This window comes from Rhodoferax sp. GT1R46, from assembly GCF_056521285.1.
Window position 1 is genome coordinate 236,968 of record NZ_JBWMBC010000005.1, and the last position, 22,100, is coordinate 259,067.

Annotated in this window: 22 protein-coding genes, 1 other RNA gene and 1 pseudogene; 7 read left to right on the forward strand and 17 right to left on the reverse strand. The window is 62.0% G+C overall.

The annotated features are described in order from the left end of the window. The first annotated feature begins 18 nt into the window (after window positions 1–18). Entirely contained in the window at window positions 19–561 is a 543-nt protein-coding gene (locus tag AC097W_RS13190; RefSeq protein WP_479603019.1) for a PaaI family thioesterase, read from the forward strand. A gap of 13 nt (window positions 562–574) precedes the next feature. Here the strand turns inward: AC097W_RS13190 and AC097W_RS13195 are convergent, their stop codons facing one another. From AC097W_RS13195 to dapF, 3 genes are read right to left on the reverse strand one after another with little or no spacing between them, the layout of a single operon-like run. Next, the gene (locus AC097W_RS13195) at window positions 575–1,513 is read right to left on the reverse strand and encodes a tyrosine recombinase XerC (protein WP_479603020.1); all 939 of its coding nucleotides are present in this window, start codon (window positions 1,511–1,513) and stop codon (window positions 575–577) included. A gap of 4 nt (window positions 1,514–1,517) precedes the next feature. Continuing rightward, entirely contained in the window at window positions 1,518–2,216 is a 699-nt protein-coding gene (locus tag AC097W_RS13200) for a DUF484 family protein (RefSeq protein ID WP_479603021.1), read from the reverse strand. After that, window positions 2,213–3,124 (reverse strand): diaminopimelate epimerase, encoded by a 912-nt coding sequence (gene dapF, locus AC097W_RS13205; protein ID WP_479603022.1) that lies wholly within the window; start codon window positions 3,122–3,124, stop codon window positions 2,213–2,215. Before dapF ends, AC097W_RS13200 begins: the two co-directional genes overlap by 4 nt. A gap of 151 nt (window positions 3,125–3,275) precedes the next feature. Between dapF and AC097W_RS13210 the strand changes: the two are divergent. Together AC097W_RS13210 and AC097W_RS13215 are read left to right on the forward strand one after the other, a co-directional pair. Beyond that, a pseudogene (locus tag AC097W_RS13210) lies at window positions 3,276–4,283 on the forward strand (MBL fold metallo-hydrolase); the annotation flags it as partial. Next, window positions 4,280–5,230 (forward strand): RNA pseudouridine synthase, encoded by a 951-nt coding sequence (locus tag AC097W_RS13215; protein ID WP_479603023.1) that lies wholly within the window; start codon window positions 4,280–4,282, stop codon window positions 5,228–5,230. The pseudogene AC097W_RS13210 and the gene AC097W_RS13215, both read left to right, overlap by 4 nt. On the opposite strand, the gene AC097W_RS13220 is transcribed toward AC097W_RS13215, so the two are convergent. Both AC097W_RS13220 and rnpB read right to left on the reverse strand, forming a co-directional pair. Further along, a complete protein-coding gene (locus AC097W_RS13220; RefSeq protein ID WP_479603024.1) occupies window positions 5,227–5,658 on the reverse strand; it encodes a CBS domain-containing protein in 432 nt (143 codons plus the stop codon). The genes AC097W_RS13215 and AC097W_RS13220 overlap by 4 nt on opposite strands. 46 nt (window positions 5,659–5,704) lie before the next feature. Next, window positions 5,705–6,050: RNase P RNA component class A (gene rnpB, locus AC097W_RS13225), an RNA gene on the reverse strand. Between the two features lie 47 nt (window positions 6,051–6,097). Between rnpB and cysK the strand changes: the two genes are divergently transcribed. Further along, entirely contained in the window at window positions 6,098–7,015 is a 918-nt protein-coding gene (gene cysK, locus AC097W_RS13230; RefSeq protein ID WP_479603025.1) for a cysteine synthase A, read from the forward strand. A gap of 14 nt (window positions 7,016–7,029) precedes the next feature. On the opposite strand, the gene AC097W_RS13235 is transcribed toward cysK, so the two are convergent. Further along, window positions 7,030–7,749, reverse strand: a complete 720-nt coding sequence (locus tag AC097W_RS13235; protein WP_479603026.1) for a PPK2 family polyphosphate kinase — start codon at window positions 7,747–7,749, stop codon at window positions 7,030–7,032. Between AC097W_RS13235 and AC097W_RS13240 the strand changes: the two genes are divergently transcribed. Continuing rightward, the gene (locus tag AC097W_RS13240; protein ID WP_479603027.1) at window positions 7,748–9,571 is read left to right on the forward strand and encodes an NAD(P)/FAD-dependent oxidoreductase; all 1,824 of its coding nucleotides are present in this window, start codon (window positions 7,748–7,750) and stop codon (window positions 9,569–9,571) included. The two genes, AC097W_RS13235 and AC097W_RS13240, sit on opposite strands and share 2 nt — an antisense overlap. Here the strand turns inward: AC097W_RS13240 and AC097W_RS13245 are convergent. Genes AC097W_RS13245 through AC097W_RS13265 form a run of 5 tightly spaced genes read right to left on the reverse strand, consistent with a single transcriptional unit; the run spans window position 9,550 to window position 14,229 of the window. Continuing rightward, window positions 9,550–10,581, reverse strand: coding sequence for an ABC transporter substrate-binding protein (locus AC097W_RS13245; RefSeq protein ID WP_479603028.1), 1,032 nt, complete (start codon window positions 10,579–10,581; stop codon window positions 9,550–9,552). The two genes, AC097W_RS13240 and AC097W_RS13245, sit on opposite strands and share 22 nt — an antisense overlap. Before the next feature lie 25 nt (window positions 10,582–10,606). Beyond that, the gene (gene maiA / locus AC097W_RS13250) at window positions 10,607–11,245 is read right to left on the reverse strand and encodes a maleylacetoacetate isomerase (protein WP_479603100.1); all 639 of its coding nucleotides are present in this window, start codon (window positions 11,243–11,245) and stop codon (window positions 10,607–10,609) included. A 12-nt stretch (window positions 11,246–11,257) separates the two neighbouring features. After that, window positions 11,258–12,454: a 3-hydroxybenzoate 6-monooxygenase gene (locus AC097W_RS13255; RefSeq protein ID WP_479603029.1), complete on the reverse strand. Its 1,197-nt coding sequence runs from the start codon at window positions 12,452–12,454 to the stop codon at window positions 11,258–11,260. Next, a complete protein-coding gene (locus AC097W_RS13260; protein ID WP_479603030.1) occupies window positions 12,451–13,161 on the reverse strand; it encodes a fumarylacetoacetate hydrolase family protein in 711 nt (236 codons plus the stop codon). Before AC097W_RS13260 ends, AC097W_RS13255 begins: the two co-directional genes overlap by 4 nt. 27 nt (window positions 13,162–13,188) lie before the next feature. Beyond that, window positions 13,189–14,229 carry a cupin domain-containing protein gene (locus AC097W_RS13265; protein WP_479603031.1) on the reverse strand — a complete coding sequence of 347 codons (1,041 nt, stop codon included), beginning with the start codon at window positions 14,227–14,229 and terminating at the stop codon, window positions 13,189–13,191. Window positions 14,230–14,383: 154 nt separating this feature from the next. Here AC097W_RS13265 and AC097W_RS13270 point away from each other — a divergent pair, with 154 nt between their 5' ends. Further along, window positions 14,384–15,082 carry a LysR family transcriptional regulator gene (locus tag AC097W_RS13270; RefSeq protein ID WP_479603032.1) on the forward strand — a complete coding sequence of 233 codons (699 nt, stop codon included), beginning with the start codon at window positions 14,384–14,386 and terminating at the stop codon, window positions 15,080–15,082. Between the two features lie 65 nt (window positions 15,083–15,147). Here the strand turns inward: AC097W_RS13270 and AC097W_RS13275 are convergent, their stop codons facing one another. Continuing rightward, window positions 15,148–15,777, reverse strand: a complete 630-nt coding sequence (locus AC097W_RS13275; RefSeq protein WP_479603033.1) for a LysE family transporter — start codon at window positions 15,775–15,777, stop codon at window positions 15,148–15,150. A 95-nt stretch (window positions 15,778–15,872) separates the two neighbouring features. Here AC097W_RS13275 and AC097W_RS13280 point away from each other — a divergent pair, with 95 nt between their 5' ends. After that, a complete protein-coding gene (locus AC097W_RS13280) occupies window positions 15,873–16,430 on the forward strand; it encodes a Crp/Fnr family transcriptional regulator (protein ID WP_479603034.1) in 558 nt (185 codons plus the stop codon). A 14-nt stretch (window positions 16,431–16,444) separates the two neighbouring features. On the opposite strand, the gene htpX is transcribed toward AC097W_RS13280, so the two are convergent. The 5 genes from htpX to AC097W_RS13305 form a co-directional block, all read right to left on the reverse strand. Then, complete coding sequence (htpX, locus tag AC097W_RS13285; protein WP_479603035.1) at window positions 16,445–17,320, reverse strand: protease HtpX; 876 nt, start codon at window positions 17,318–17,320, stop codon at window positions 16,445–16,447. A gap of 69 nt (window positions 17,321–17,389) precedes the next feature. Next, window positions 17,390–18,100, reverse strand: coding sequence for a DUF3025 domain-containing protein (locus AC097W_RS13290; protein ID WP_479603102.1), 711 nt, complete (start codon window positions 18,098–18,100; stop codon window positions 17,390–17,392). A gap of 56 nt (window positions 18,101–18,156) precedes the next feature. Further along, window positions 18,157–19,185, reverse strand: a complete 1,029-nt coding sequence (gene pyrC, locus AC097W_RS13295; RefSeq protein WP_479603036.1) for a dihydroorotase — start codon at window positions 19,183–19,185, stop codon at window positions 18,157–18,159. A 30-nt stretch (window positions 19,186–19,215) separates the two neighbouring features. Next, window positions 19,216–20,205 (reverse strand): LysR substrate-binding domain-containing protein, encoded by a 990-nt coding sequence (locus tag AC097W_RS13300; RefSeq protein ID WP_479603037.1) that lies wholly within the window; start codon window positions 20,203–20,205, stop codon window positions 19,216–19,218. Window positions 20,206–20,215: 10 nt separating this feature from the next. After that, window positions 20,216–22,063 carry an ABCB family ABC transporter ATP-binding protein/permease gene (locus AC097W_RS13305; RefSeq protein ID WP_479603038.1) on the reverse strand — a complete coding sequence of 616 codons (1,848 nt, stop codon included), beginning with the start codon at window positions 22,061–22,063 and terminating at the stop codon, window positions 20,216–20,218. Window positions 22,064–22,100 lie beyond the last annotated feature (37 nt).

Sequence of the window (22,100 nt, forward strand, 5' to 3'; positions counted from 1 at the left end):
GTTAACAAAGGAGTCGTCATGAGCGCTGTCAACCACCTCGAAGCCTGGCTCGTGCAAGAGCAAGTCGTTCTATCCGCACTGGAAGCGGGACCCGGACCCGGCGTAGCCCACCCGGAGCAGATCGCCCACATGACCGGGCTGGAAATGATGCAGGCCATGCTGAACGGGGATATTCCCTACGCCGCCATCGCCAAAACACTGGACTTCACCATTGTGGAAGTGGGTGTGGGCCGCGCCGTGTTTCAGGGCACCCCCGGCGCCCACCACCTCAACCCCATGGGCACCATCCACGGAGGCTGGTATGCCACGCTGCTGGACTCCGCTCTGGGTTGCGCCGTGCACACCATGATGCCCCCGGGGCGGGGCTACACCACGGCCGAACTGGGCGTGAATCTGGTCAAGGCACTGACACCCAAAGTCACCCGCGTCCGGGCCGAAGGCAAAGTGATCCACTGCGGCCGGCAACTGGCCACGGCGGAAGCCCGCCTGATCGGCCCCGATGGCACGCTGTACGCCCACGCCACCACGACCTGCCTGGTGTTTGAGCGATCCAAGAAATGAGACCGCTCTGCGCTTAATCGCCCTTGCTCCGCTTGAGGTGCGCCCGCGGATGGGCGGCGTCGTAAGCTTTGGCCAGATGCTGAAAGTCCAGCCGGGTATAGACCTGCGTGGTGGTGATGTTGGCGTGGCCCAGCAACTCCTGCACGGCACGCAAATCGCCACTGGACTGCAGCACGTGGCTGGCAAAGGAGTGGCGCAGCATGTGCGGATGCACCGGGGTGCTGAGCCCCGCCTGCAGACTGCGCCGCTTGAGCCGCTGCCACACCGACTGGGGCGTCAGGCGCGTGCCGTTGCGGCCGGTGAAGAGGCCCGCGGCATCTCCGCGTGCCGCGTCCGGTCCGCGCAGTGCCAGCCAGCGTTCCAGCGCCTGCAAAGCCACGCTACCCACCGGCACGACCCGGCGTTTGGAACCCTTGCCCAGCACGTGCGCCTGGGCCGCCTGCAGATCGACCCAACCCCGCGCTGAAGAACTCGCCACCGCGTCCAGCCCCACGAGCTCGCCCACACGCAAGCCACTGCCGTACAGCAACTCCACGATGGCCGCGTCCCGCGCTTCCAGCCAGACGTCATCGGCACTTTGAAAATTGGCGAACTGCACCGCGCCGTCCACGCCCAGCGCCTTGGGCAAGGGCTTGGGGGCCTTGGGTGCGCGCACGTCCTGCACCGGATTGCTGGCCACCAACGCCTGGCGCCCCAGCCAGGCATAAAAACCGCGCCAGCCCGACATGATCAGGGCAATGCCGCGCCCGCTGCGACCACCGCTGTGCATATGCGCCACCCAACGGCGAATGTGCGTGTTCTGAACCGCAGTCAACGCGACCGGAATCTGGCTGGCGAAGGCGCAGAGTTTGTGCAAATCCAGCGCGTATAGCTCTACCGTGCGCGCCGCCAGACGTTTTTCAACGCGAACGTATTCCAGATACCGCTCGACCAGTTCGGTATCTGACGCCACGGCCTTACCTCAGGCGCGACAGCGCCGCGCTGGCCAGTTCGCCAATGCGCGCAAGAAACTCGGTCCCCAGGCCACTGTTGAAACGGTGCGCATCGGGCGACGCCAGCACCAGCATGCCAAAAGCCGGCGCGGTGCTACCGGCCGGACCGCTGCGCAGAGGAATCAGCGCCAGCGAAGCCACATGGCCCGGGTCCCCCAGCCAGCCTACCGCTTCAAAACCGGTATTCAGACCACAAAACGGCTCCATCAGCGACGAGGCAAACATCTTGGCATCGTCACTCGCGCCCTGGGCAAAGCCCATGGCTGCGTGCTCGGGGGCCACACCCCAGATACGCATACCGACCTGCGGCACCGAGAACTGCTCCTTGATTTCCTGCTCGATCAGCCCTGGCAGGGTCTGCGCGTCGGTGGTCAAGAACAGGGTGCGCGCCCAGCGCAGAATCTTGTCCGACAGCATCACGTTTTCGTTGCCATTGCGGATCATTTCCATGATGCGCTGCTCCAGCACCTTGATCTTTTCGCGCAGCATTTCGGCCTGGCGCTCCTGCAGGCTGACGGCCCGGTGGCTGTGCGGGCTGGTGAACTGCACCGCGGCCAACAACTCGGCATGACGCTGGAAAAAGTCAGGCGTATTGCTCAGGTAATGGGCAATGTCGTCTTCGGTGATGGGATTGTTTAAGGGTTGGTTCAGTGGAGTGGTCATAAGTGATCGGGTACGTGGTCTGCTGAGGGGTCTTCTAAATCGTCCGGGACATCAATCTCGCCCTGGAATACGGTCGTGGCCGGGCCGGTCATCATGACCGGGGCGTCATCGCCAGCCCAGGCAATGGTCAGCACGCCGCCGTGGGTCTGCACTTCAACGCAGGCGTCCAGCAAGCCCAGCCGGATGCCCGCGACCACCGCCGCACAGGCCCCGGAGCCACACGCCAGGGTTTCACCCACGCCGCGCTCAAACACCCGCAGGCGGATGTGGCGGCGATCCACCACCTGCATAAAGCCCACATTAACACCCTGCGGAAAACGCGGGCTGGCCTGCACGGCGGGCCCCAGGGTCCGCACCGGCGCGGTGTCCACGTTGTCCACCAGGGTGATGGCATGGGGGTTTCCCATGGACACGGGCGCTATCAATACAATAGCTGCCTGCACATAATCCACGGGGGCTAGAGGCCAATTTCCCCATGCGCCTTGCGGCTGCCACTGCAAACCGCTGGCGTCAAAGGGAACCTGCTCTGGGTCCATCACGGGGGGCCCCATGTCCACGGTGACGCGGCCATCCGGGGTCAGGCGGGGCTCGATCACACCCTTCATGGTTTTGACACGCAACACGTCTTTGGCGCTGAGCCCCTGGTCGCGCACATAGCGGGCAAAGCAGCGCGCGCCGTTGCCGCACTGTTCCACCTCGCCGCCGTCGGCATTGTGAATGGCGTACTCAAAATCGATGCCCTCCGCAGGCGAGGCGCGCACGCTCAGGATCTGGTCCGCACCCACGCCGAAGTGCCGGTCACCCAGAAAGCGATACTGCGCGGCAGTCAGCCCCAGACGGCCCCGCGTCTCGTCGAGCACGACAAAATCGTTACCCGCGCCCTGCATTTTGGTGAAGTGGATTCGCATGCCGCGGATTATCCCCCCAAGGCAGTGGCCGCACAGGCGGGCTTTGCTGCAAAATGCCCGCATGGTACGACCCAATCAACGACTCCACCCGCATGCCGGGACACCGCCATCCGCCCACGCCACGCAAGCGGCACCGGCCAGCCCGGCCCAGCGTACCGGCCTGCTGGCGGGCATTGCCACCCATGTGCTGCAGCACGACATGGCCTACGGCGAACTGGCATTGGTCAGCCCCGGTGGCCACGAGCCTCACCACGCCCTGGACTGGCAAACCGCGCACCCGGTCCATCTATTGAAAAATGTGATGCGGCTCACCGCCCCCAACCCCGGCTTCATGACCGGTCCGGGTACCAATAGCTATCTGGTGGGCGACGCCAATACGGGCTTCACCGCCATTGACCCCGGACCGGCCGACGCAGACCATATCGGACGCCTGTGGCGCGCAGCCATGCACCCGGATGGCAGTGGCGGCAACCTGCGCATGATCGTGTGCACCCACTCGCATCCCGACCACTCGCCGGGTGCGGCGCCCCTGCAAGCCCTGTGCAGCCACACGCCGCCCATTCTGGGCCTGCCCTCGGCCCCTACGGCCCGTGCCGCCAGCGCATTCACCCCCGACCGATCGCTATCAAATCAGGAGCTGCAGACGCTTGTTCCACGGGGGCCAGACGCCCATTTTGCTTCCAAACATACGCTGCAGGTCATCCACACCCCGGGCCACGCGGCCAACCACCTGTGCCTGGTGCTGGTCGAAGACGGGCTGCTGTTCTCGGGTGACCATATCCTCAACGGCAGCACCACCGTCATCGACCCGCCCGACGGCAACATGAACGACTACCTGGACTCGCTGGATGTGCTGCACGCAGCCTGTATCCAGCACGATGTGCAGTTCATCCTGCCCGCCCATGGCCATGTGATGGGCGGCTCGCTGCAGGCGGCCACCGGCGCCATCACCCACCTGAAAGCCCACCGACTGAAGCGCGAAGCCAAGATTGCCGCCATCGTGGCCGCCCATCCGCAGGGCACGGTGGACGACTGGCTGCCCCTGGCCTATGACGACGTCGCCCCCCGCGTGTGGCCGGTCGCCAAACGCTCGCTGCTCGCGCATCTGGAGCGGCTGCAAACCCTGAACACGCCCGAAACATTGCCCACGACACCATGACCAAACCCACCGGGCCCATCACCCTCAAACTCCCCGCGAACCCCGCGCCCAAGCGCCCGGCAACACGCCCACAAGAGGGCACGCCAGCCACCCGACCCGCGGCCAAACCGCGGATGCGCCCCATCACGTCGCTTCGTACCAAGCCGCCAGCCGCTCCCGTGGTGCCAGAGCAGGACCCCGGCGAGCGCCTGGCCAAGCGGGTCGCGGCCCTGGTGCCCTGCTCCCGCAGCGAGGCCGAGCAATACATCGAAGGGGGCTGGGTGCGCGTGGACGGCAAGGTCATCGAAGAACCCCAGTTCCGGGTGCAAAACCAGACGATCGCCATCGACCCCAATGCCACGCTGATCGATGTCACTTCCATCACGCTGGTGCTGCACAAGCCGGCGGATTGGGTGGACGGCACGGCAGAGTCTCTGGCCAAACTGAACCGCAGCGCACGCCGCGCACCGTTTGACGATGCGCGCACCCTGCTGGTGGCGGCCAAACGCGTGGCAAAAGACCCGTCGGGCATCCGGATGCTGCAGCGCCATTTCAAGGACCTCACCGCCGCCGTGCCGCTGGAAACCGCCGCCAGCGGGCTGATCGTGTTCACGCAGGACTGGCGCATTGTGCGCAAGCTCACGGAAGACGCGGGCTCCCTGGAGCACGAGGTGATTGTGGATGTGAAGGGTGAAGTGTCGGACAAGGCGCTGCACGAGCTCAACCGCGAGTTGCAGGTCGATGGCCAATACCTGCCCCACACCAAGGTCAGCATCAACAGCGCGACGCCCGAACGCAGCAAACTGCGTTTTGCCATTAAGGGCGCGCACCGCGGCCTGATTGCTTACCTGTGCCAGCGCGCGGAACTGGAAATTCTGGAAATGCGGCGCATCCGGCTGGGCCGCATCACCCTGAGCGACCTGCCCGTGGGGCAATGGCGCTACCTGGCACCCACCGAGCGTTTTTAGCTGCTGATGTACTGCTCGAGCTGACTGATGGTCAGCTCGTGGTCGGCAATGATGTCGTTCATGATGTCGCGGATGGAAATCATGCCCAGCACCTTGTCGCCATCGAGAACCGGCAAGTGGCGGATTTTCTTCTGGCTCATCAGGGCCATGCAATCCTGGGTGCTGGCGCTCGCTTTGACGGTCAATACGTTGGCGGTCATGATGTCCTGCACCCGGGTGTCTTTGGATGACTTGCCCGCCAGGGCGATCTTGCGGGTGTAGTCGCGTTCGGAAAACACGCCCACCAGCCTGCCTTGTTCCATCACCATCAGCGCGCCCACGTCGTGGTTGGCGAGTGTCTGCAACGCATCAAACACACTGTCCTGTGGACTCAAGGTCCAGAGTGTGACCTGTGTGCGCTGCTTCAACAATTCCTGTATGGGTCGCATAGTGCCTCCTGAGAAGGGAACAAGTGCCTAACCATACAGCAAAAAAGTGTGAAGCCCACCGATAAGCCGGATTCTGTGCACGGAGGTTTCCCTCCATGTGACCACCATTAATCTGGGCCGCTGGTCACCCAGCGGCTCGGTGCTACCTACCCGCACACTCCGGGGGCCCCGTCAACGTGTGCCTACTTGGTATTGCTGCGCGTAGAGATTGCCCGTTTCACCCGAACTGAATCGGCTCGTCTCTGTTGCTCTAATCCTCACCTTAGGGCCTCCTGCTTGCGCAGGCGACTTGTCAGTGGGCAGCGGTTAGCTGCTACGCTGCCCTATGCAGTCCGGACGTTCCTCCAGTGCTCTGTTTCCAGAATTGCACCAGCGGTGGTCTGGCGGGCTTCACCGAAGGATTATCATTCAATTCAACCACCCACCAACGGAGCCTCTCATGAAAGCCGACAACATTCTGCAGACCATTGGCAACACGCCGCACGTGCGCATCAACCGCCTGTTTGGCGACACGCACACGGTGTGGATCAAGTCCGAACGCGGCAACCCGGGCGGCTCGATCAAAGACCGTATCGCGCTGGCCATGGTGGAAGACGCTGAAAAAAGCGGCGCCCTCACAGCCGGCTCCACCATCATCGAGCCGACCTCGGGCAACACCGGTGTGGGCCTGGCCATGGTGGCGGCCGTCAAAGGCTACAAATTGATTCTGGTCATGCCCGACAGCATGTCCATTGAACGCCGCCGCCTGATGCTGGCCTATGGCGCCAGCTTTGACTTGACGCCCCGCGAAAAAGGCATGAAGGGTGCCATCGCACGCGCCCAGGAATTGGCTGCAGCCACACCCGGTTCGTGGATTCCCCAGCAGTTTGAAAATCCCGCCAATATCGACGCGCACGTGCGCACCACTGCGCAGGAAATTCTGGCAGACTTTCCCGATGGCATTGACGCACTGATCACCGGTGTCGGCACCGGCGGCCACCTGACGGGTGTCGCCCGTGTGCTCAAAGCCAAATGGCCCCAACTCAAGGTGTATGCCGTCGAGCCCTCCGGCTCACCCGTGATTTCGGGAGGCTCCCCCGCGCCCCACCCCATTCAGGGCATTGGTGCGGGTTTCATCCCCAAAAACCTGGACACCTCGTTGCTGGACGGCGTGATCCAGGTCGACGCCGAACCGGCGCGTGAATACGCCCGCCGTAGTGCGCGTGAAGAAGGTATTTTGGTGGGTATCTCCAGCGGCGCCACCCTGGCTGCCATTGCACAGAAGCTGCCAGACCTGCCCGCAGGTGCCACGGTGCTGGGCTTTAACTACGATACGGGTGAACGGTATCTGTCAACGGAAGGCTTTCTGCCAGCCTGAGCGAACCACCGAATTCACTTGGATGCCTTGTGGCAGCGAGGACCCTCGCCCATCAATTCTTTGCGGATGGACAACAATTCTTTTTGGCGTTCTGCGCCTGCTTCGGGATAGCGCATATTTAGTGCATTGAAAGTATCCAGAACAATTCTGGAAATAATCAACCGTGCGTTTTTCTTGTCGTCAGCGGGCACGACATACCAGGGCGCAACCTGTGTGCTGGTTGCGCTCAGACACGCCTCGTAGGCCTGCATGTATTTCCAGTTCTTTTCTGGTGCATCGATACGCGCAAGAAAGCGCTTGCGCTGCTCCTCCTCTGACATATGGAGGAAAAATTTCACGATCCGTGTGCCGCTGCGATGGAGGTGATTCTCAAGGCCCACGATGGAGCGGTAGCGCTCGTTCCAGATGGTCGTCTCCTCACACGACTCTGGCGGCAACCGCTGTGCGCGAAGAATCTCGGGATGCACCCTGACGATCAAAACCTCTTCGTAATAGGAGCGGTTAAAGATGCCGATTCGGCCGCGCTCCGGTAGCGCCTGCGTTGTGCGCCACAAGAAATCATGGTCGAGCTCCTCGACACTCGGATGCTTGAAACTAAACACCTGGCAGCCCTGGGGGTTGATGCCGGACATCACGACGAAGCTGATGGTCAGAAAAGTATCGCTATTAAGAGGCTGCTCACATGCACGTGAGCATCTAAAATCGCGGCTTGCTTGATAAACACGAGCCTCCATGATCCGCATCACCGAACTCAAACTTCCCCTGTCTGCCGTCCCCGTTGCATCGCGCCGCGCCGCGGATGCGCCTTCGGAGACCGACGATGACCGCGCCCCCGTGCCGCACCCTATAGCCGCCCTCAAGACCCTCGCCGCACAGGCGCTGGGTGTAGCGGACGCCGACATCGCCAGCCTGCACGTTTTCAAGCGCAGCTTCGACGCGCGCAAGGTCGAATTGCTGGTGGTGTACATCGTTGACCTGACCCTGGCAGACGCCACCCAGGAAGCGGCGCTGCTACAGCGCCATGCGGGCCGCCCACACATCAGCGCCACGCCCGACATGGACTATCACCCGGTGGGTCTCGCACCCGCCAACCTGGCCTTGCGCCCGGTGGTGGTGGGCTTTGGCCCCTGCGGAATTTTTGCGGCGCTGGTGCTGGCGCAAATGGGCTTCAGGCCCATCGTGCTGGAGCGCGGCACCACCATGCGCCAGCGCACCAAGGACACTTGGGGCCTGTGGCGAAAAAAGACGCTCAAACCCGAAAGCAATGTGCAGTTTGGCGAAGGCGGTGCGGGCACCTTCTCGGACGGAAAACTCTACAGCCAGATCAAGGACCCGCGTTACCTGGGCCGCAAGGTGATGAATGAGTTTGTGAAGGCTGGCGCGCCACCGGAAATTCTCTACGAGGCCCATCCCCACATTGGCACCTTCAAGCTGGTGAAGGTGGTGGAGAGCATTCGCGAGCAAATCATTGCGCTCGGCGGCGAGATCCGCTTTGAACAGAGGGTCACGGACTTGCTATTAAAAGAAGAGCGCGGTACGCAGTGTGTACGGGGGCTAGAGGTCGAAAACAGGCTCAACGGAACAACCTATGAGCTGGCTGCCGATCACGTGGTGATCGCGTTGGGCCACAGTGCACGCGACACCTTCGCCATGTTGCACCGCCGGGGTGTGGCCATGCAGGCGAAGCCCTTTTCGGTGGGCTTTCGCATAGAGCACCCGCAAAGCGTGATCGACCGTGCCCGCTGGGGCCGCCACGCTGGCGACCCCATGCTGGGTGCCGCCGACTACAAGCTGGTGCACCACGCCAGCAATGGCCGCTCGGTTTACAGTTTTTGCATGTGCCCCGGTGGCACCGTGGTGGCAGCGACCAGTGAGCCGGGTCGCGTAGTGACCAATGGCATGAGCCAGTATTCGCGCAACGAGCGCAACGCCAATGCCGGCATCGTGGTGGGTATTGACCCGAAGGATTTTCCGATGGACGAAGCCGCATTTGTCCAGGCCTTTGGTCCGGTAGACGGCCCCCTTTATGCACGGGAAGCCGTCGCTCTGGGCACACACGCCCACGGCAACGCCGACAGCACCCACCCACTGGCGGGCATCGCCCTGCAACGCCAGCTGGAGTCCCGGGCCTACGTGCTGGGCGGCAGCAGCTACGAGGCCCCGGGCCAACTGGTGGGCGACTTCATCGCTGCGCGCCCCTCCAGCGCCTGGGGCTCGGTCGTGCCGTCCTACCAACCGGGCGTCAAACTGGGGGATCTTGCGGCCAGCCTCCCCGCCTACGCCATCGAAGCCATCCGCGAAGCCTTGCCTGCATTCGGTCGCAAGATCAAGGGCTTTGACATGGCCGACGCCGTGCTCACCGGCGTGGAAACCCGCACCTCCTCACCGCTCAAAATTCCGCGCGGTGACGATTTGCAAAGTGTGAACGTGGCCGGCCTGTACCCGGCGGGTGAAGGCGCCAGTTATGCAGGCGGAATCCTGTCTGCCGGGGTCGACGGCATCAAGGTCGCAGAGGCGGTGGCGCGCAGTGCGATTCAGGCAGGCCCCAGGCCATAGGGCGCCGGCGCCATATTCACAATACGCGAAAACAAGGCCCTGAATTCACCGGCGGGGCCTGACCAAGGGTCCTTATTTGCTTCAAAGGCCGCATCAATGCCGGCCCAGTCCTGCGGCGCCAGTCGCTGGCCTGCCAGCGGCAGCAGTTCGGTCTCTTCCGTGCCGATGTGTTTCCAGGTGGCATCAATGTAGGTACGCGCCAGCGCGTTGTCGCCCACGCCATCGAGCACGTCTTCTTCGGTCAGGTCACCGGTGGCAATGATGCGAATACCAGCCTTGGCCAGATCACGTTCTGCAAATCCCTTCATGAAGGCAATGGTCTGCTCGCCGGGTGGCACAAACAGGAATACGGCTTCGGGCTTGGCATCCTTGATCTTCTGCAGGAAGGGAGCAAAGTCGGGGTTCTTCACGGGCGTGCGCACTTCGCCCACGACCTCGCCACCGGCGGCGGTGAAGGTCTTTTTGAACTGTGCCTGCGCATCCTGTCCGGGGCCAAAGTCTGCGACCATGGTGTACACCTTTTTGATATTGTTCTTGGCAGCCCAGCTGGCAATGGGCGCAGTAATTTGCGGCAAAGTGTGCGACACGCGCAGGATGTATTCCGACTTGGTCGTGATCGCCGAGGCGGCGGCATTCATCACAATCATGGGCGTCTTGGCCTCCGTTGCCACGGGTGCCGCAGCAAAGGCCGACGGCGTCAAACCAAAGCCGGCCAAAATGTCAACCTTGTCCTTGACGACCAGTTCCTGCGCGGCACGCTTGCTGATCTCGGGCGCGACACCTGTGTCGTCCTTGATGATCAGTTCCACCTTGCGGCCCGAGAACATGCCACCACTTTGCGCCAGGTACAGGCGAGCGCCGTGCTCGACCTGTTTGCCATAGGCGGCAAACGGGCCGGACATGGGCAGCACCAGCCCGACTTTCAGTGGTTCGGCTGCGTAAGCTGCCATGGTGAAGGCGCGGGCCGCCAGTACGGATGAAATTTTGAAGGTGATTTTTGGGGTGTTCATGCTTGTCTCCTGTTGTAATTTCGATTTATGCAGCGTCGGGTTGCTGTGATGGCGCAGCGCGCTGAAAGGCATCCAGGCCCGCGCAGGCCTGGTCAATAGAAACGAGGGTCGGGTAGGGTGTCATATCCACATTGAAGCGGCGCGCGCTCTCGATCTGGGGCACCAGGTAAACGTCTGCCAGCGTCGGCGTGTTGCCAAAGCAGAACGCACCGCGCTGTTGATCGGCAGCCAGCAGGGCTTCCAGGGCTTCGAATCCGGCATTGATCCAGGTCGCGCACCACGCCAGCACCGCGGCTTCATCGCAACCCAGGGTCTTGCGCAGGTATTCCAGAATGCGCCGGTTGTTGATGGGGTGAATGTCGCACCCCACCAGCGCGGCCACGGCCCGCACGCGAGCGCGATCGTCGATATGGGTCGGCAAGAGTGCCGGTGCGGGATAGCGCTCTTCCAGCCATTCGATGATGGCGGGCGACTGCGTCAGCACCTGTTCGCCATCCACCAGCGCGGGCACCAGCCCTTGCGGATTGAGCGCTTTGAACGCAGCGCCCAAGTGCTCTTCCTTGCGCAAATCAACCACAACATACTGGTAGTCCAGGCCTTTGAGGTTGAGTGCAATGCGCAGGCGGTGGGAGGTGCCACTGCGAAAGAAATTATGAAGTTGCAACATGGAGGTGACTCAGGCGGTGGCGAGGCAGTTGCCCACATTCCAGCCATACAACCACTCCATCGCGTCATAGAAACGCTCGGTACTGCGGCCCTTCCACAGGTCGTTGCGCACCAGGCGCTCCACGCCCTTGGCGTGGTAGATGCGTCCCATCTCGCGGGCCGACAACACGATGCGTGCGGTACGGGCCACTCGGGAGCGCTTGTACAAGTCCAGCGCTTGTGTCCAGTCGTTGTCATGCGTGCGCAGCGCTTCGCCCAGCGTGACCGCGTCTTCCAGCGCCATGCAGGCACCCTGCGCCAGGTATTGCGTGGTGGGGTGTGCGGCGTCGCCCAGAATGGTGACGCGCCCATAAACCCAGTTGTCAATCGGCTCACGGTCTGCGGTGGCCCAGCGTTTCCAGGTCTTGGGCAATTCGATGAGCTGGCGTGCCTTGGGGCAGATGCCCTGAAAGTAGCTCAGCACTTCTTCCTTGCTGCCGTCGGTCACGCTCCACTCTTCCTTGTCGCGGCTATGAAAGGTCACGACCACGTTGTATTGCTCACCGCCGCGCAAGGGGTAGTGCACCAGGTGGCAGTTGGGGCCAACCCAGATGCTGGCGGCGTTCCAGCGCAGGTCTTCGGGAAAATCCTTTTTCTCGACAACAGCGCGGTACACCACATGTCCCGTCACACGGGGTGGGTCATTGACGAACTGGGCACGCACCACTGATTTGCCGCCATCGGCGCCAATCAAGGCCTGGCCACGGTAGGTCTTGCCATTGGCGCAATGCACGGTGACGCTGGACGCGTCTTGCTCGATGCGCTCAACACGGGTGGAGGTATGAAACTCCACACGCCCGGTTTCCTGCGCACCTTCGAGCAAGGACATGTGCACATCTGCACGGTGAATCACAGCGTACGGGTTGCCGAAGCGCTGGATGAAGGCTTCGCCCGTGGGAATCTTGCCAACCTGGTATTCATCCAGCGCGTCATGCATCACCATGTAGTCGGTGTAGACCGCGCGGCTACGCGCCTTGTCGCCCACGCCCAAGGCGTCGAAAGCGTGAAAGGCGTTGGGCCCCAGTTGAATGCCCGCACCAATTTCACCGATTTCAGGGGCCTGCTCCAGCACGGTCACATTGAAACCCTGGCGCACCAAGGCCAGTGCAGCGGCCAGGCCACCAATGCCACCACCGGCAACGATCACGGGAAGTGCTTCTGGCGTCATTCTGCGGCTCCAATGGTGAGTGTTACCTCTCCCACGCCGTCCACATGGCCGGTGATGACGTCGCCGGAAAGCACCGCACCAACGCCCTCGGGCGTGCCGGTATAAATGAGGTCGCCGGGCTGAAGGTGGTAATACTGCGAGAGGTCGGCCAGCAGTTCTGGAATGTTCCAAATGAGTTGACCCAGATCAGAGGTCTGCTTGCTTTGGCCGTTGACCCGCAAGTTGATGGCGCCTTTTTGCAGCACACCCAGATTACCAATGGGCACAATCTCGGCACAAACGGCAGACTTCTCGAAGTCTTTGCCCAGGTCCCATGGGCGACCCTGGTCACGGGCCACCAATTGCAGGTCGCGGCGCGTCATGTCCAGACCTGCGGCATAGCCGTAGATCAGGCTGGCGGCATCCGCCTCGTTCACCCGAAAGCCAGGGGCACCGATGGCGACCACGAGTTCCATCTCAAAATGGTAGTTGCTGGTGCCTGCGGGGTAAGGCACGGTAGCGCCAGACTCCACCAGGGTCGATGGCGACTTGGTGAAGTAAAACGGCTTGGATGTGGCTTTGTCCACCGGGCGGCCCATTTCAACGGCGTGGGCGTGGTAGTTGCGACCCACACAGAAAATGCGGTGAATGGGAAAGCGGGCATCCGTACCACGAACGGGCAAGGAAGGCGTTGGCGCGGGAGTCCACAGATAGTCGGCTTGTGTCATGGGTGTTCCTATAGGGGTCTTGTCGATTTAGGGATTGCGAACTTCGTAGACGCCCAGCTTTTTCTGAAGCGGCGCGTCGTCGGCGATAAAAATGAAAGCGGGCTGCTCTGCAGATCGGTTCACCAGCGTGACCGGCGTGTAGCCGGGAATGCAGCAGGTGTCAGCCTCGGCCAGGCTGAAACGGTGGCCCTCGACGCTCACGTCTGCACCGCCTTCAATCTGGTGGAAGACCATGGCGGTGGAACGAGCGGGCATCGCCAGCGTTTCGCCGGGGCGCAGCATCAGGGCAGAGAAGCCCAGAATTTTTTGTGCGTCAGCACCGGTTTCCGGATTCACATAAGCCACCTGAACGGCTTCGATTTCCGGCTGGGTCTTGGCCAGCACTTCCAGTGCGGCGCGCACGTCCACCCACGGGTAGCGCAGCATGGGGAACGCCTGTTCGGACCGAACGAATGCTGGTGCTGGCACCACGCCACCGCGCTGGTAAGCCCGGTCCGCCGCTTCACCCGTAATGGGTTGCGCCTTGCCCTCGGTGACATACGAAGCTTCCATGTAATAGACCATCGGCAGGTCCAGCACATCGAGCCAGACTACCGGCTTGTCGCCATCGTGCCCGTGCTCGTGCCACAGGCCGGTGGGCGTCAAGATCAGGTCACCGCGGCGCATGATGCATTTTTCACCGTCCACCGTGGTGTAGGCACCTTCTCCTTCCACAATCATGCGCACCGCATTCGGGGTGTGGCGGTGGGCGGGAGCCCACTCACCGGGCAACAGTAGCTGCATGCCGAGATAGATGGTGGAGCTGGCCTGCATCTTCTCCAGCCCGTGGCCGGGATTGGCCAGCACCAGCACGCGGCGCTCAGCCTTTTCAATGGGGGTGAGTTCACCGGCCTTGAGCAGCAGCGGACGCAGATCCAGATAGGGCCAGCAAGTCGGACGGGTCCGGGGGAGCGGCTTGCCGGGCGGCAATACGGCGCGCAGGCTCGGCCAAAGTGGGACCAGATTTTGTGCCGTCAGGGCAGCACGGTAGTCTTCTGGCAAATCTTCGAGGCGACCGAGTTCTTGCATGGCGTTTCCGTCTCCATCCGGGGCATTTCTGCGATGGATGGGATCGTAGGAGCCGCGGGAAATACTGTAAATGCAACGGACTTAATATCGGATATTTGAAATTCGAATAGAGGTGACGCCCTGAACACGATTGATATCCGCCTGCTGTCGGTATTTGACGCGATTTACAAAACCCGCAGTTCTCGACCTGGGGCAGCCTGCGGTGAGCGTGGCCCTGTCCAAGCTGCGCCACCACTTTGGCGACCAGCTGTTTGTGCGCACCTCCAGCGGCATGGAGCCCACCCCCTTTGGTGAAGGACTGGTGCGACCCGTGCGCAGCGTACTGGAAGCGCTTGACGTGGTGCTGGGCCACCGCGATGACTTTGACCCGGCCTCTTCGCAGCGCACTTTTCGTATCTGCATGACCGACATCAGCCAACTGGTGCTGCTACCCAAACTGTGGGAAACATTGCGCGTGTCGGCACCGCACATCCACATCGAAATCGTTCCGCTGTCGGCGGATATTGCGCGCATGCTGGAGACCGGTGTGGCAGACCTCGCCCTGGGCTTTATGCCACAACTCGAAGCCGGCTTCTACCAAAACCTGCTGTTTACCCAGACATTCGTCTGCATGGTGAGTGCGCACCACCCGCGAATCAAGGATGAACTGACGCTCGAGCAATTTCAGGCGGAAGACCACGCCGTCATCAGCTCTTCCGGGTCTGCGCCCCTTCTGATCGATCAGGAGATTGCACGCCTGGGTCTGCGGAGAAGAATTTCGCTCAAGATTCCCAACTTTATCGGCGCCGCTCTGGTGGTGGAACACACCGACCTGATCATCACGACCCCGGAACGCGCTGGCTTCGCCGTGTGATCGCCGAATTACTGACGCAGAAAACGGGTTGAAGGCCGCCTGATCGGCCTGACCCGAACAGGCCGTCAGGTCGAACGCTTGAACAACGCCAGCAGCGAACCCGCGACGACAAACAGGCTGCCAAAAACCCGGTTCATGGCCCGAATATGGTAGGGCGACTTCAAGGCACCAAGCACCCGCGCGGCCAGCACCGTATAGCCCGCCATCACCACCAGATCGGTGAACCCCAGCGTCGCGGCGATGATGAGGTATTGCGGCAGCAAGGGCTGCGACAGCACCATGAACTGCGGTACCACGGCCAGCAAAAACACGGTGCCCTTGGGGTTGACGGAATTGATCATCCAGGCCCGCAAAATCATGGAACGGCGCGTGACGGTGGGGCCCTCGTCACTCTGGGCCACCATGGGAGTGGCCGGTGCGCGCCACTGGCTGATTCCCAGCCACACCAGATACGCCACGCCGGCCCACTTGACCACCAGAAATGCCGTGCTGGAGGCCGCCACCAGCGCCCCCAGACCCACGCCCACCACGATGACCTGCGTCCAGATACCCAGTACCAGGCCGAAGGTGGTGAAGTAGCCGCGGCGAAAGCCGTGGTTCAGCCCGGCGCTCATGGCAGCAACTGCGCCCGCACCCGGAGACAGGCTGATAGCCCAGCTCGCGGCGAAAAAAGTAAGCCAGGTTGAAAGTTCCATCGTGATCGTGCTCTGTAGCCAGGGTAAATTAGTCTTTGGTTTTAGCACAACTGCGGATGCTGCGCAGTGGGAGCAGAGGTGTACCATCCGCCGCCATGAAGATTGATCCTGCTGTCGTCCGGATTTTTGCCGAAAACGTGCGTGCCGAAGTGATTGCCCGGCCTGCCGGCCTGCAACTGGATGCGTCCGTGGTTCAGAAAATCGCCAGCAAGGTCAAGGTGTTTCACGGCATGACCTCTGACTGCCTGATGAGCACCCTGGCGATGGCGGAGCACATGCCCGTCAAGGCCGGGGAGGTCATCTTCAACGAAGGCGACATCGGCAGCTCGTTTCACATCCTGATCGCGGGTGAAGTGGCGGTGGAAAAGACCCGTGGCGACCAGGTTGTCACCCTGGCGCGGCTGGGTTCAGGCGAATGTTTTGGCGAGATGGCACTGGTGGGCAACCATTTGCGCAGCGCAACGGTGCGGGCCCTGCGCGACAGTGTCACCATGCGCTTCGACCGGGAGCGGGTGGACGCCTATCCGGACAGTGCCCACATCATTTTCCGCAACATCGCGCGCATTCTTTCCGCGCGGCTGGACACCTCCAGCGAATTGCTCACCGGTCTCGTCCTGCGCAGCAGTGAGGCCGGGACGCCAGATATCTCCTGACCGGCCTCCGCAACTCAAGCCTGCGGGTTTTGCAAGGCAGCGATGCGCTCTTCAATGGGCGGGTGGGTCGAGAACAACTGCCCGATTCCCCCGGCAATGCCCATGGCAGCCACGCTCTTGGGCAATTCACCCGGCACCATGCCGCCCAAACGCGCCAGCGCGTTGATCATGGGCTGCTTGCGGCCCAGCAACTGGGCAGAACCCGCATCGGCGCGGAATTCGCGGTGACGCGAGAACCAGGCCACCACCATGGCTGCGGCGAAGCCCAACACAATATCCAGCACGATGGTGCTGATGTAATAGCCAATGCCGGGACCGGAGCTGCGGTCATCGCCCTTGCGCAGGAAGCTGTCCACCGCGTAGCCAATGACACGACTCAGGAACACCACAAAGGTATTCATCACGCCCTGAATCAGGGTCATGGTGACCATATCTCCGTTGGCAACGTGGGCAATTTCATGGCCAATGACGGCCTCGATTTCTTCGCGGGTCATGCCCTGCAGCAAGCCAGTGGACACGGCCACCAAGGCCGAGTTCTTGAAAGCGCCGGTGGCGAAGGCATTGGGATCGCCCTCAAAAATGCCGACTTCGGGCATGCCGATGCCAGCCTTCTCGGACAATTTTCGAACCGTCTCGACGATCCAGGCTTCGTCCGCGTTCTGGGGCTGGTTGATCACCCGCACACCCGAGGTCCACTTGGCCATGGGTTTACTGATCAGCAGCGAGATGATGGCGCCACCAAAGCCCATGATCAGGGCAAAGCCCAGCAAGGACCCCAGATTCAGGCCATTGGGCGTCAGGTAACGGTTGACGCCCAGCAGGCTGGCAACAATGCCCAGCACGGCCACGACCAGTACGTTAGTCAGTACAAACAAAAGAATGCGTTTCATGGTTTCCTTGGGTTGCAGCCCCATCCACGGAGGCCGACAGCGCCAATGGTAAGGTCGATTTGTTGAAATTCAAGCTGGCTCGGCCTGAAAACACCCAAACGGATTGGGGCTTTGGCGCGGCGCGCGGAACACACTGGCATCCGCATAAAACGAAGGATCTTCGTTGGCGGGCCACCAACCGGGCACACCCAGCACCGGTAGATGCGCAAACGGCTTGGTCGCCAGCTTCTCCGCGCTCAGGTCGGCGGCCATCCAGGCATCCAGATCTGCTATTGAATTGGTAGCGGTCTGCGCACGGTACACGTGGGCTGTGATGGGTTTTCGCGGTGAAACCAGCTTTTCCAGCAAGGCATGGCCAAAAAGCACCAGATGGGCCTGTGCCCACAGCGGGCGCAGGGTCACAAACAGGCTTTGCCAGTCTTTGGCAGCTAAGGCATCCCACAAGGCATCCGGGCCCTGAAAAAAAGCGGCGTTTTCGTCAAAGACCGTCAGCCCGTCGCGTGCCGGGCCGCGCACCGGTTGGATACCGGATTCCGCAATCTGCGCGGCCTGCAACTGGTTGAGGCGCCGCTTGGTCAAGGGAAAGTGCAGCCAGCACAAGCCGTTAAAAAAGTCATGCAATCCATCGCGGGTGGGTACCTGACCGGTGCGATGAATGAAAGCCTCATAGGCCTCCCCGGCGGGCAATGCGGACTGGGGCACAAACTGAACCGGCGCGGACGGAACGGCGCTGTTCAGCGCTTGCGCGCAGTCCAGCCTTCCATCGGTCAGGCGGGCCATGGGCTGACCCGCCTGGCGCCAGGGCGCCAGCCAGCCAACGGACCAGTCAACAGCCTCTAGACCATGCGCCACGGCAAGGTCTCGCCCGCGCACAGGGGTTTGAGCTGGGCTTCGCCAAACGCAAAACTCTCGGGCACGCTCCACGCTTCGCGGCGCAGGGTGATGGTGCCGGTGTTACGCGGCAGGCCGTAGAAAGCTGCGCCATTGAAGCTGGCAAAGGCCTCCAGCTTGTTCAAGGCCCCCGCGGTGTCAAACGCCTGTGCATAGAGCTCCATGGCGGTGTAGGCGGTATAGCAACCGGCACAACCGCTGGCATGTTCCTTGAGGTGCGCGGGGTGCGGCGCACTGTCGGTACCCAGAAAGAATTGGGCGTTACCACTGGTGGCCGCTTCCACCAGTGACAGGCGGTGCTTTTCGCGCTTGAGCACGGGCAGGCAGTAGTAGTGGGGGCGAATGCCACCCGTAAAGAGTGCGTTGCGGTTGTAGAGCAGGTGATGTGCCGTGATGGTGGCGCCGGTAAAACGATCCGCCTCGGCCACATACTGAGCCGCTTCTCGGGTGGTGATGTGCTCGAACACCACTTTGAGTTCAGGAAAATCCCGGCGCAGCGGGATCAGCTGCGTGTCGATGAACACCGCCTCGCGGTCAAACAGGTCGATGTCGGGCGAGGTGACCTCGCCATGCACCAGCAGGGGCATCCCTTCGCGCTGCAAGGCCTCCAGCGTTGGATAGGTCTTGCGCAAATCGGTCACACCGGCATCGCTGTTGGTGGTGGCGCCCGCAGGGTAGAGCTTGACGGCCACCACACCGGCCTCCCGGGCGCGCTGGATCTCGTCGGGCGGCAGGTTGTCGGTCAGGTACAGCGTCATCAGCGGCTCAAACGCCACGCCTTCGGGCACGGCGGCCTGAATACGGGCTTTGTATTGCAGCGCCTGCGCCGCGGTCGTTACCGGTGGACGCAGGTTGGGCATGATGATGGCACGCCCAAACTGGGCGGCGGTGTGGGGCACTACGGTGTGCAGGGCATCGCCATCGCGCACATGCAAATGCCAGTCGTCGGGTCGGGTCAGGGTCAATTCATTCATGCCCCTATTGTCCCAAAAGCGGCAGACCGGTTATTTTTCCTTGCGGGTTGACGCGCTGGACTGGGTCAGCAAGTAATCCCACAGGGCTTGCGCGCTGCTTTTGGGCGCCTGGTTTGCACCTCTGGCCGGTGCTGCAGCACCCCGCTGCGGGTCTTTCAAAACCGGTTTTTCACGGTAGACGCGCACGTCCATGGTGATCTGCAGCCCGATCGTGTCGGGCGGCAAGGCGCTGACCAGCCGCTTGGCGCGCAGCTCTTTTTTCACCGCGCTGTGCGGCAAAAACGCAATGCCGTGACCTTCGAGCGCCATGGCCTTGAGGCCTTCGGCCATATCGGTTTCATACACCCGGTCAAAGTGAATCGCCGTGTTGGATTGCTTGAGGATCAGCTCCACCATCTGCCCCAGATAGGCGCCCGGTGCATAGCCGAGGTAGGGCAGCGGATGACCCGCCCGCCCGGGGAGTTGGAACAGAGGCGCGCCATTGGTGTCCGGTTTGACATACGGCGCCACCGTTTCTTCACCCAGGCTCACCATTTCGTAGCGGTCGGCATCCAGCTGAAACGGCTGTGAGGGGTGGTAGTACGAGATCAACAGGTCGCAACTGCCCTCCACCATGCGCATCACGGCGTCGTGCACATTGAGGGCAATGAGCCGGCTCTTGATGGGTCCGAAGGTTTCGCGCAGGGATGACACCCAGGCTGGGAAAAACGTGAACGCCAGTGTGTGCGGCACGGCAAACTCGATCACATCCTGCCCGGCGGTGGTGTGGCCACGCATCATCGCGCGCGTGCTCTGCAGCGCCTGCAACACCTCCAGCGACTGGTCGTACAGCGTCTCGCCTGCAGGAGTCAGGCGCGTGGGATAGCTGCTGCGGTCCACCAGATCGGTGCCGGCCCAGGCTTCCAGCGATTGGATGCGCCGCGAGAACGCGGGCTGCGTGACGTGGCGCAACTGCGCGGAGCGGCTGAAACTGCGGGTCTCAGCCAGAGAGACAAAGTCTTCAAGCCATTTGGTTTCCATGACGCAATTATCAGGCCGCTATTTCATCCTCAACCCGGTCGCTGGCCTGCTGCTGCAGCGCCCACATCTCGGCATAGCGCCCCTGCATCGCCAGCAGCGCGGTGTGGTTGCCGCGCTCGATGATGCGCCCGGCCTCCATCACCAGGATCTCATGGGCATCCACCACGGTCGACAGGCGGTGCGCAATCACCAGCGTGGTCTTGTTGCGTGCCACGCTTTGCAGTTCGGCCTGAATGGCGCGCTCGTTGGCAGAGTCCAGTGCGGACGTGGCTTCGTCAAAAATCAGGATAGGCGGGTTTTTCAGCAGGGTGCGGGCAATGGCCACGCGCTGCTTCTCGCCGCCAGACAACTTCAGACCCCGCTCGCCCACCATGGTGCCGTAGCCTTTGGGTGTGGAGCTGATGAAGCCGTGAATGTGGGCCGATGCAGCCGCCTCTTCCACCTCGGCGCGGGTGGCGCCGGGCTTGCCGTAGGCAATGTTGTATTCCACCGTGTCGTTGAACAGCACCGTGTCTTGCGGCACGATGCCAATCGCCTGGCGCACGCTGGACTGGGTGACCCGTTTGATGTCCTGACCGGCAATCAAAATACGCCCCTGTTGCACGTCGTAGAAGCGGAACATCAGCCGTGCCAGGGTCGACTTGCCCGAGCCGGATGGCCCCACCACCGCCACCGTTTTTCCCGACGGAATCTCAAAACTGATGTGGTGCAGGATGGGGCGCGACGGGTCGTACGCAAAGCTCACATCATCAAACATCACTGGTGATAAACCGGTCAGCTGCAGCGCCTGTGCGCCGGGCACGTCCGCAATCTCGCGCTCGCGCTCCATCAGTGTGAACATCTTCTCCAGATCCGTCAGGCTTTGTTTGATTTCACGGTAAATCACGCCCAGAAAATTCAGCGGGATGTAGAGCTGAATCATGAAGGCGTTGACCATCACCAGGTCCCCCAGCGTCATGCGGCCATCCACCACGCCCTGGGTAGCGCGCCACAGCATGGCAACCAAGCCGGTCGCAATGATGATCTGCTGCCCCACGTTGAGCATGGACAGGGTGGTCTGGCTTTTCAGGCGTGCGCGGCGCAGGCGCTCGAGGCTCTCGTCGTAGCGGCTGGCTTCAAAGGCTTCGTTGTTGAAGTATTTGACGGTTTCGTAGTTCAGCAGCGAATCGATCGCCTTGGAGTGCGCGGCCGAGTCAAACTCGTTGGCCTGGCGGCGGTACTTGGTGCGCCATTCGGTGACGATCACCGTGAAGGTGATGTACAGGGCCAGCGCAGCCAGCGTGATCCAGGCAAACCACACGTCAAACTTGACTGCCAGAATGCTGAGCACCATTGCCACTTCCAGCAGCGTGGGCACGATGCTGAAAAGTGAGTAGGAAATCAGCGACTCGATACCGCGCACGCCGCGCTCGATGTCGCGCGTCATGCCGCCGGTCTGGCGCTCCAGGTGAAAGCGCAGGCTCAGGGCGTGCAGGTGCTGAAACGTCTCCAGCGCTATGCTGCGGGCGGCGCCCTGCGTGGCCTTGGCAAACACCAGCTCGCGCAGTTCGGTGAGCAAGGTGGTGGAGAGGCGCAGTGCGCCGTAGGCAAAGAGCAGCGCCACCGGCACCACCAGAATGGCCATCGGGTCGGTCGGCTTGTAGCTCATGCTGTCGACCAGATTTTTGAGCAGCAGCGGTACGCCCACGTTGGTCATCTTGGCGCCCACCATGAAGATCAGGGCGGCGATCACCCGCCACTTGTAGATCCACAGGTAGGGAAACAGGCGTTGCAGGGTGGCCCAGTCTGACTTGGGCGGCAGCGAAGTGGCGGAGGAATCCGGGGCGGGAGCGGGTGCTGGGTGGCCGTTGGGGCGCATGGGCGACAATTCTTAGAGTTAGCAACAGATTAAGAGA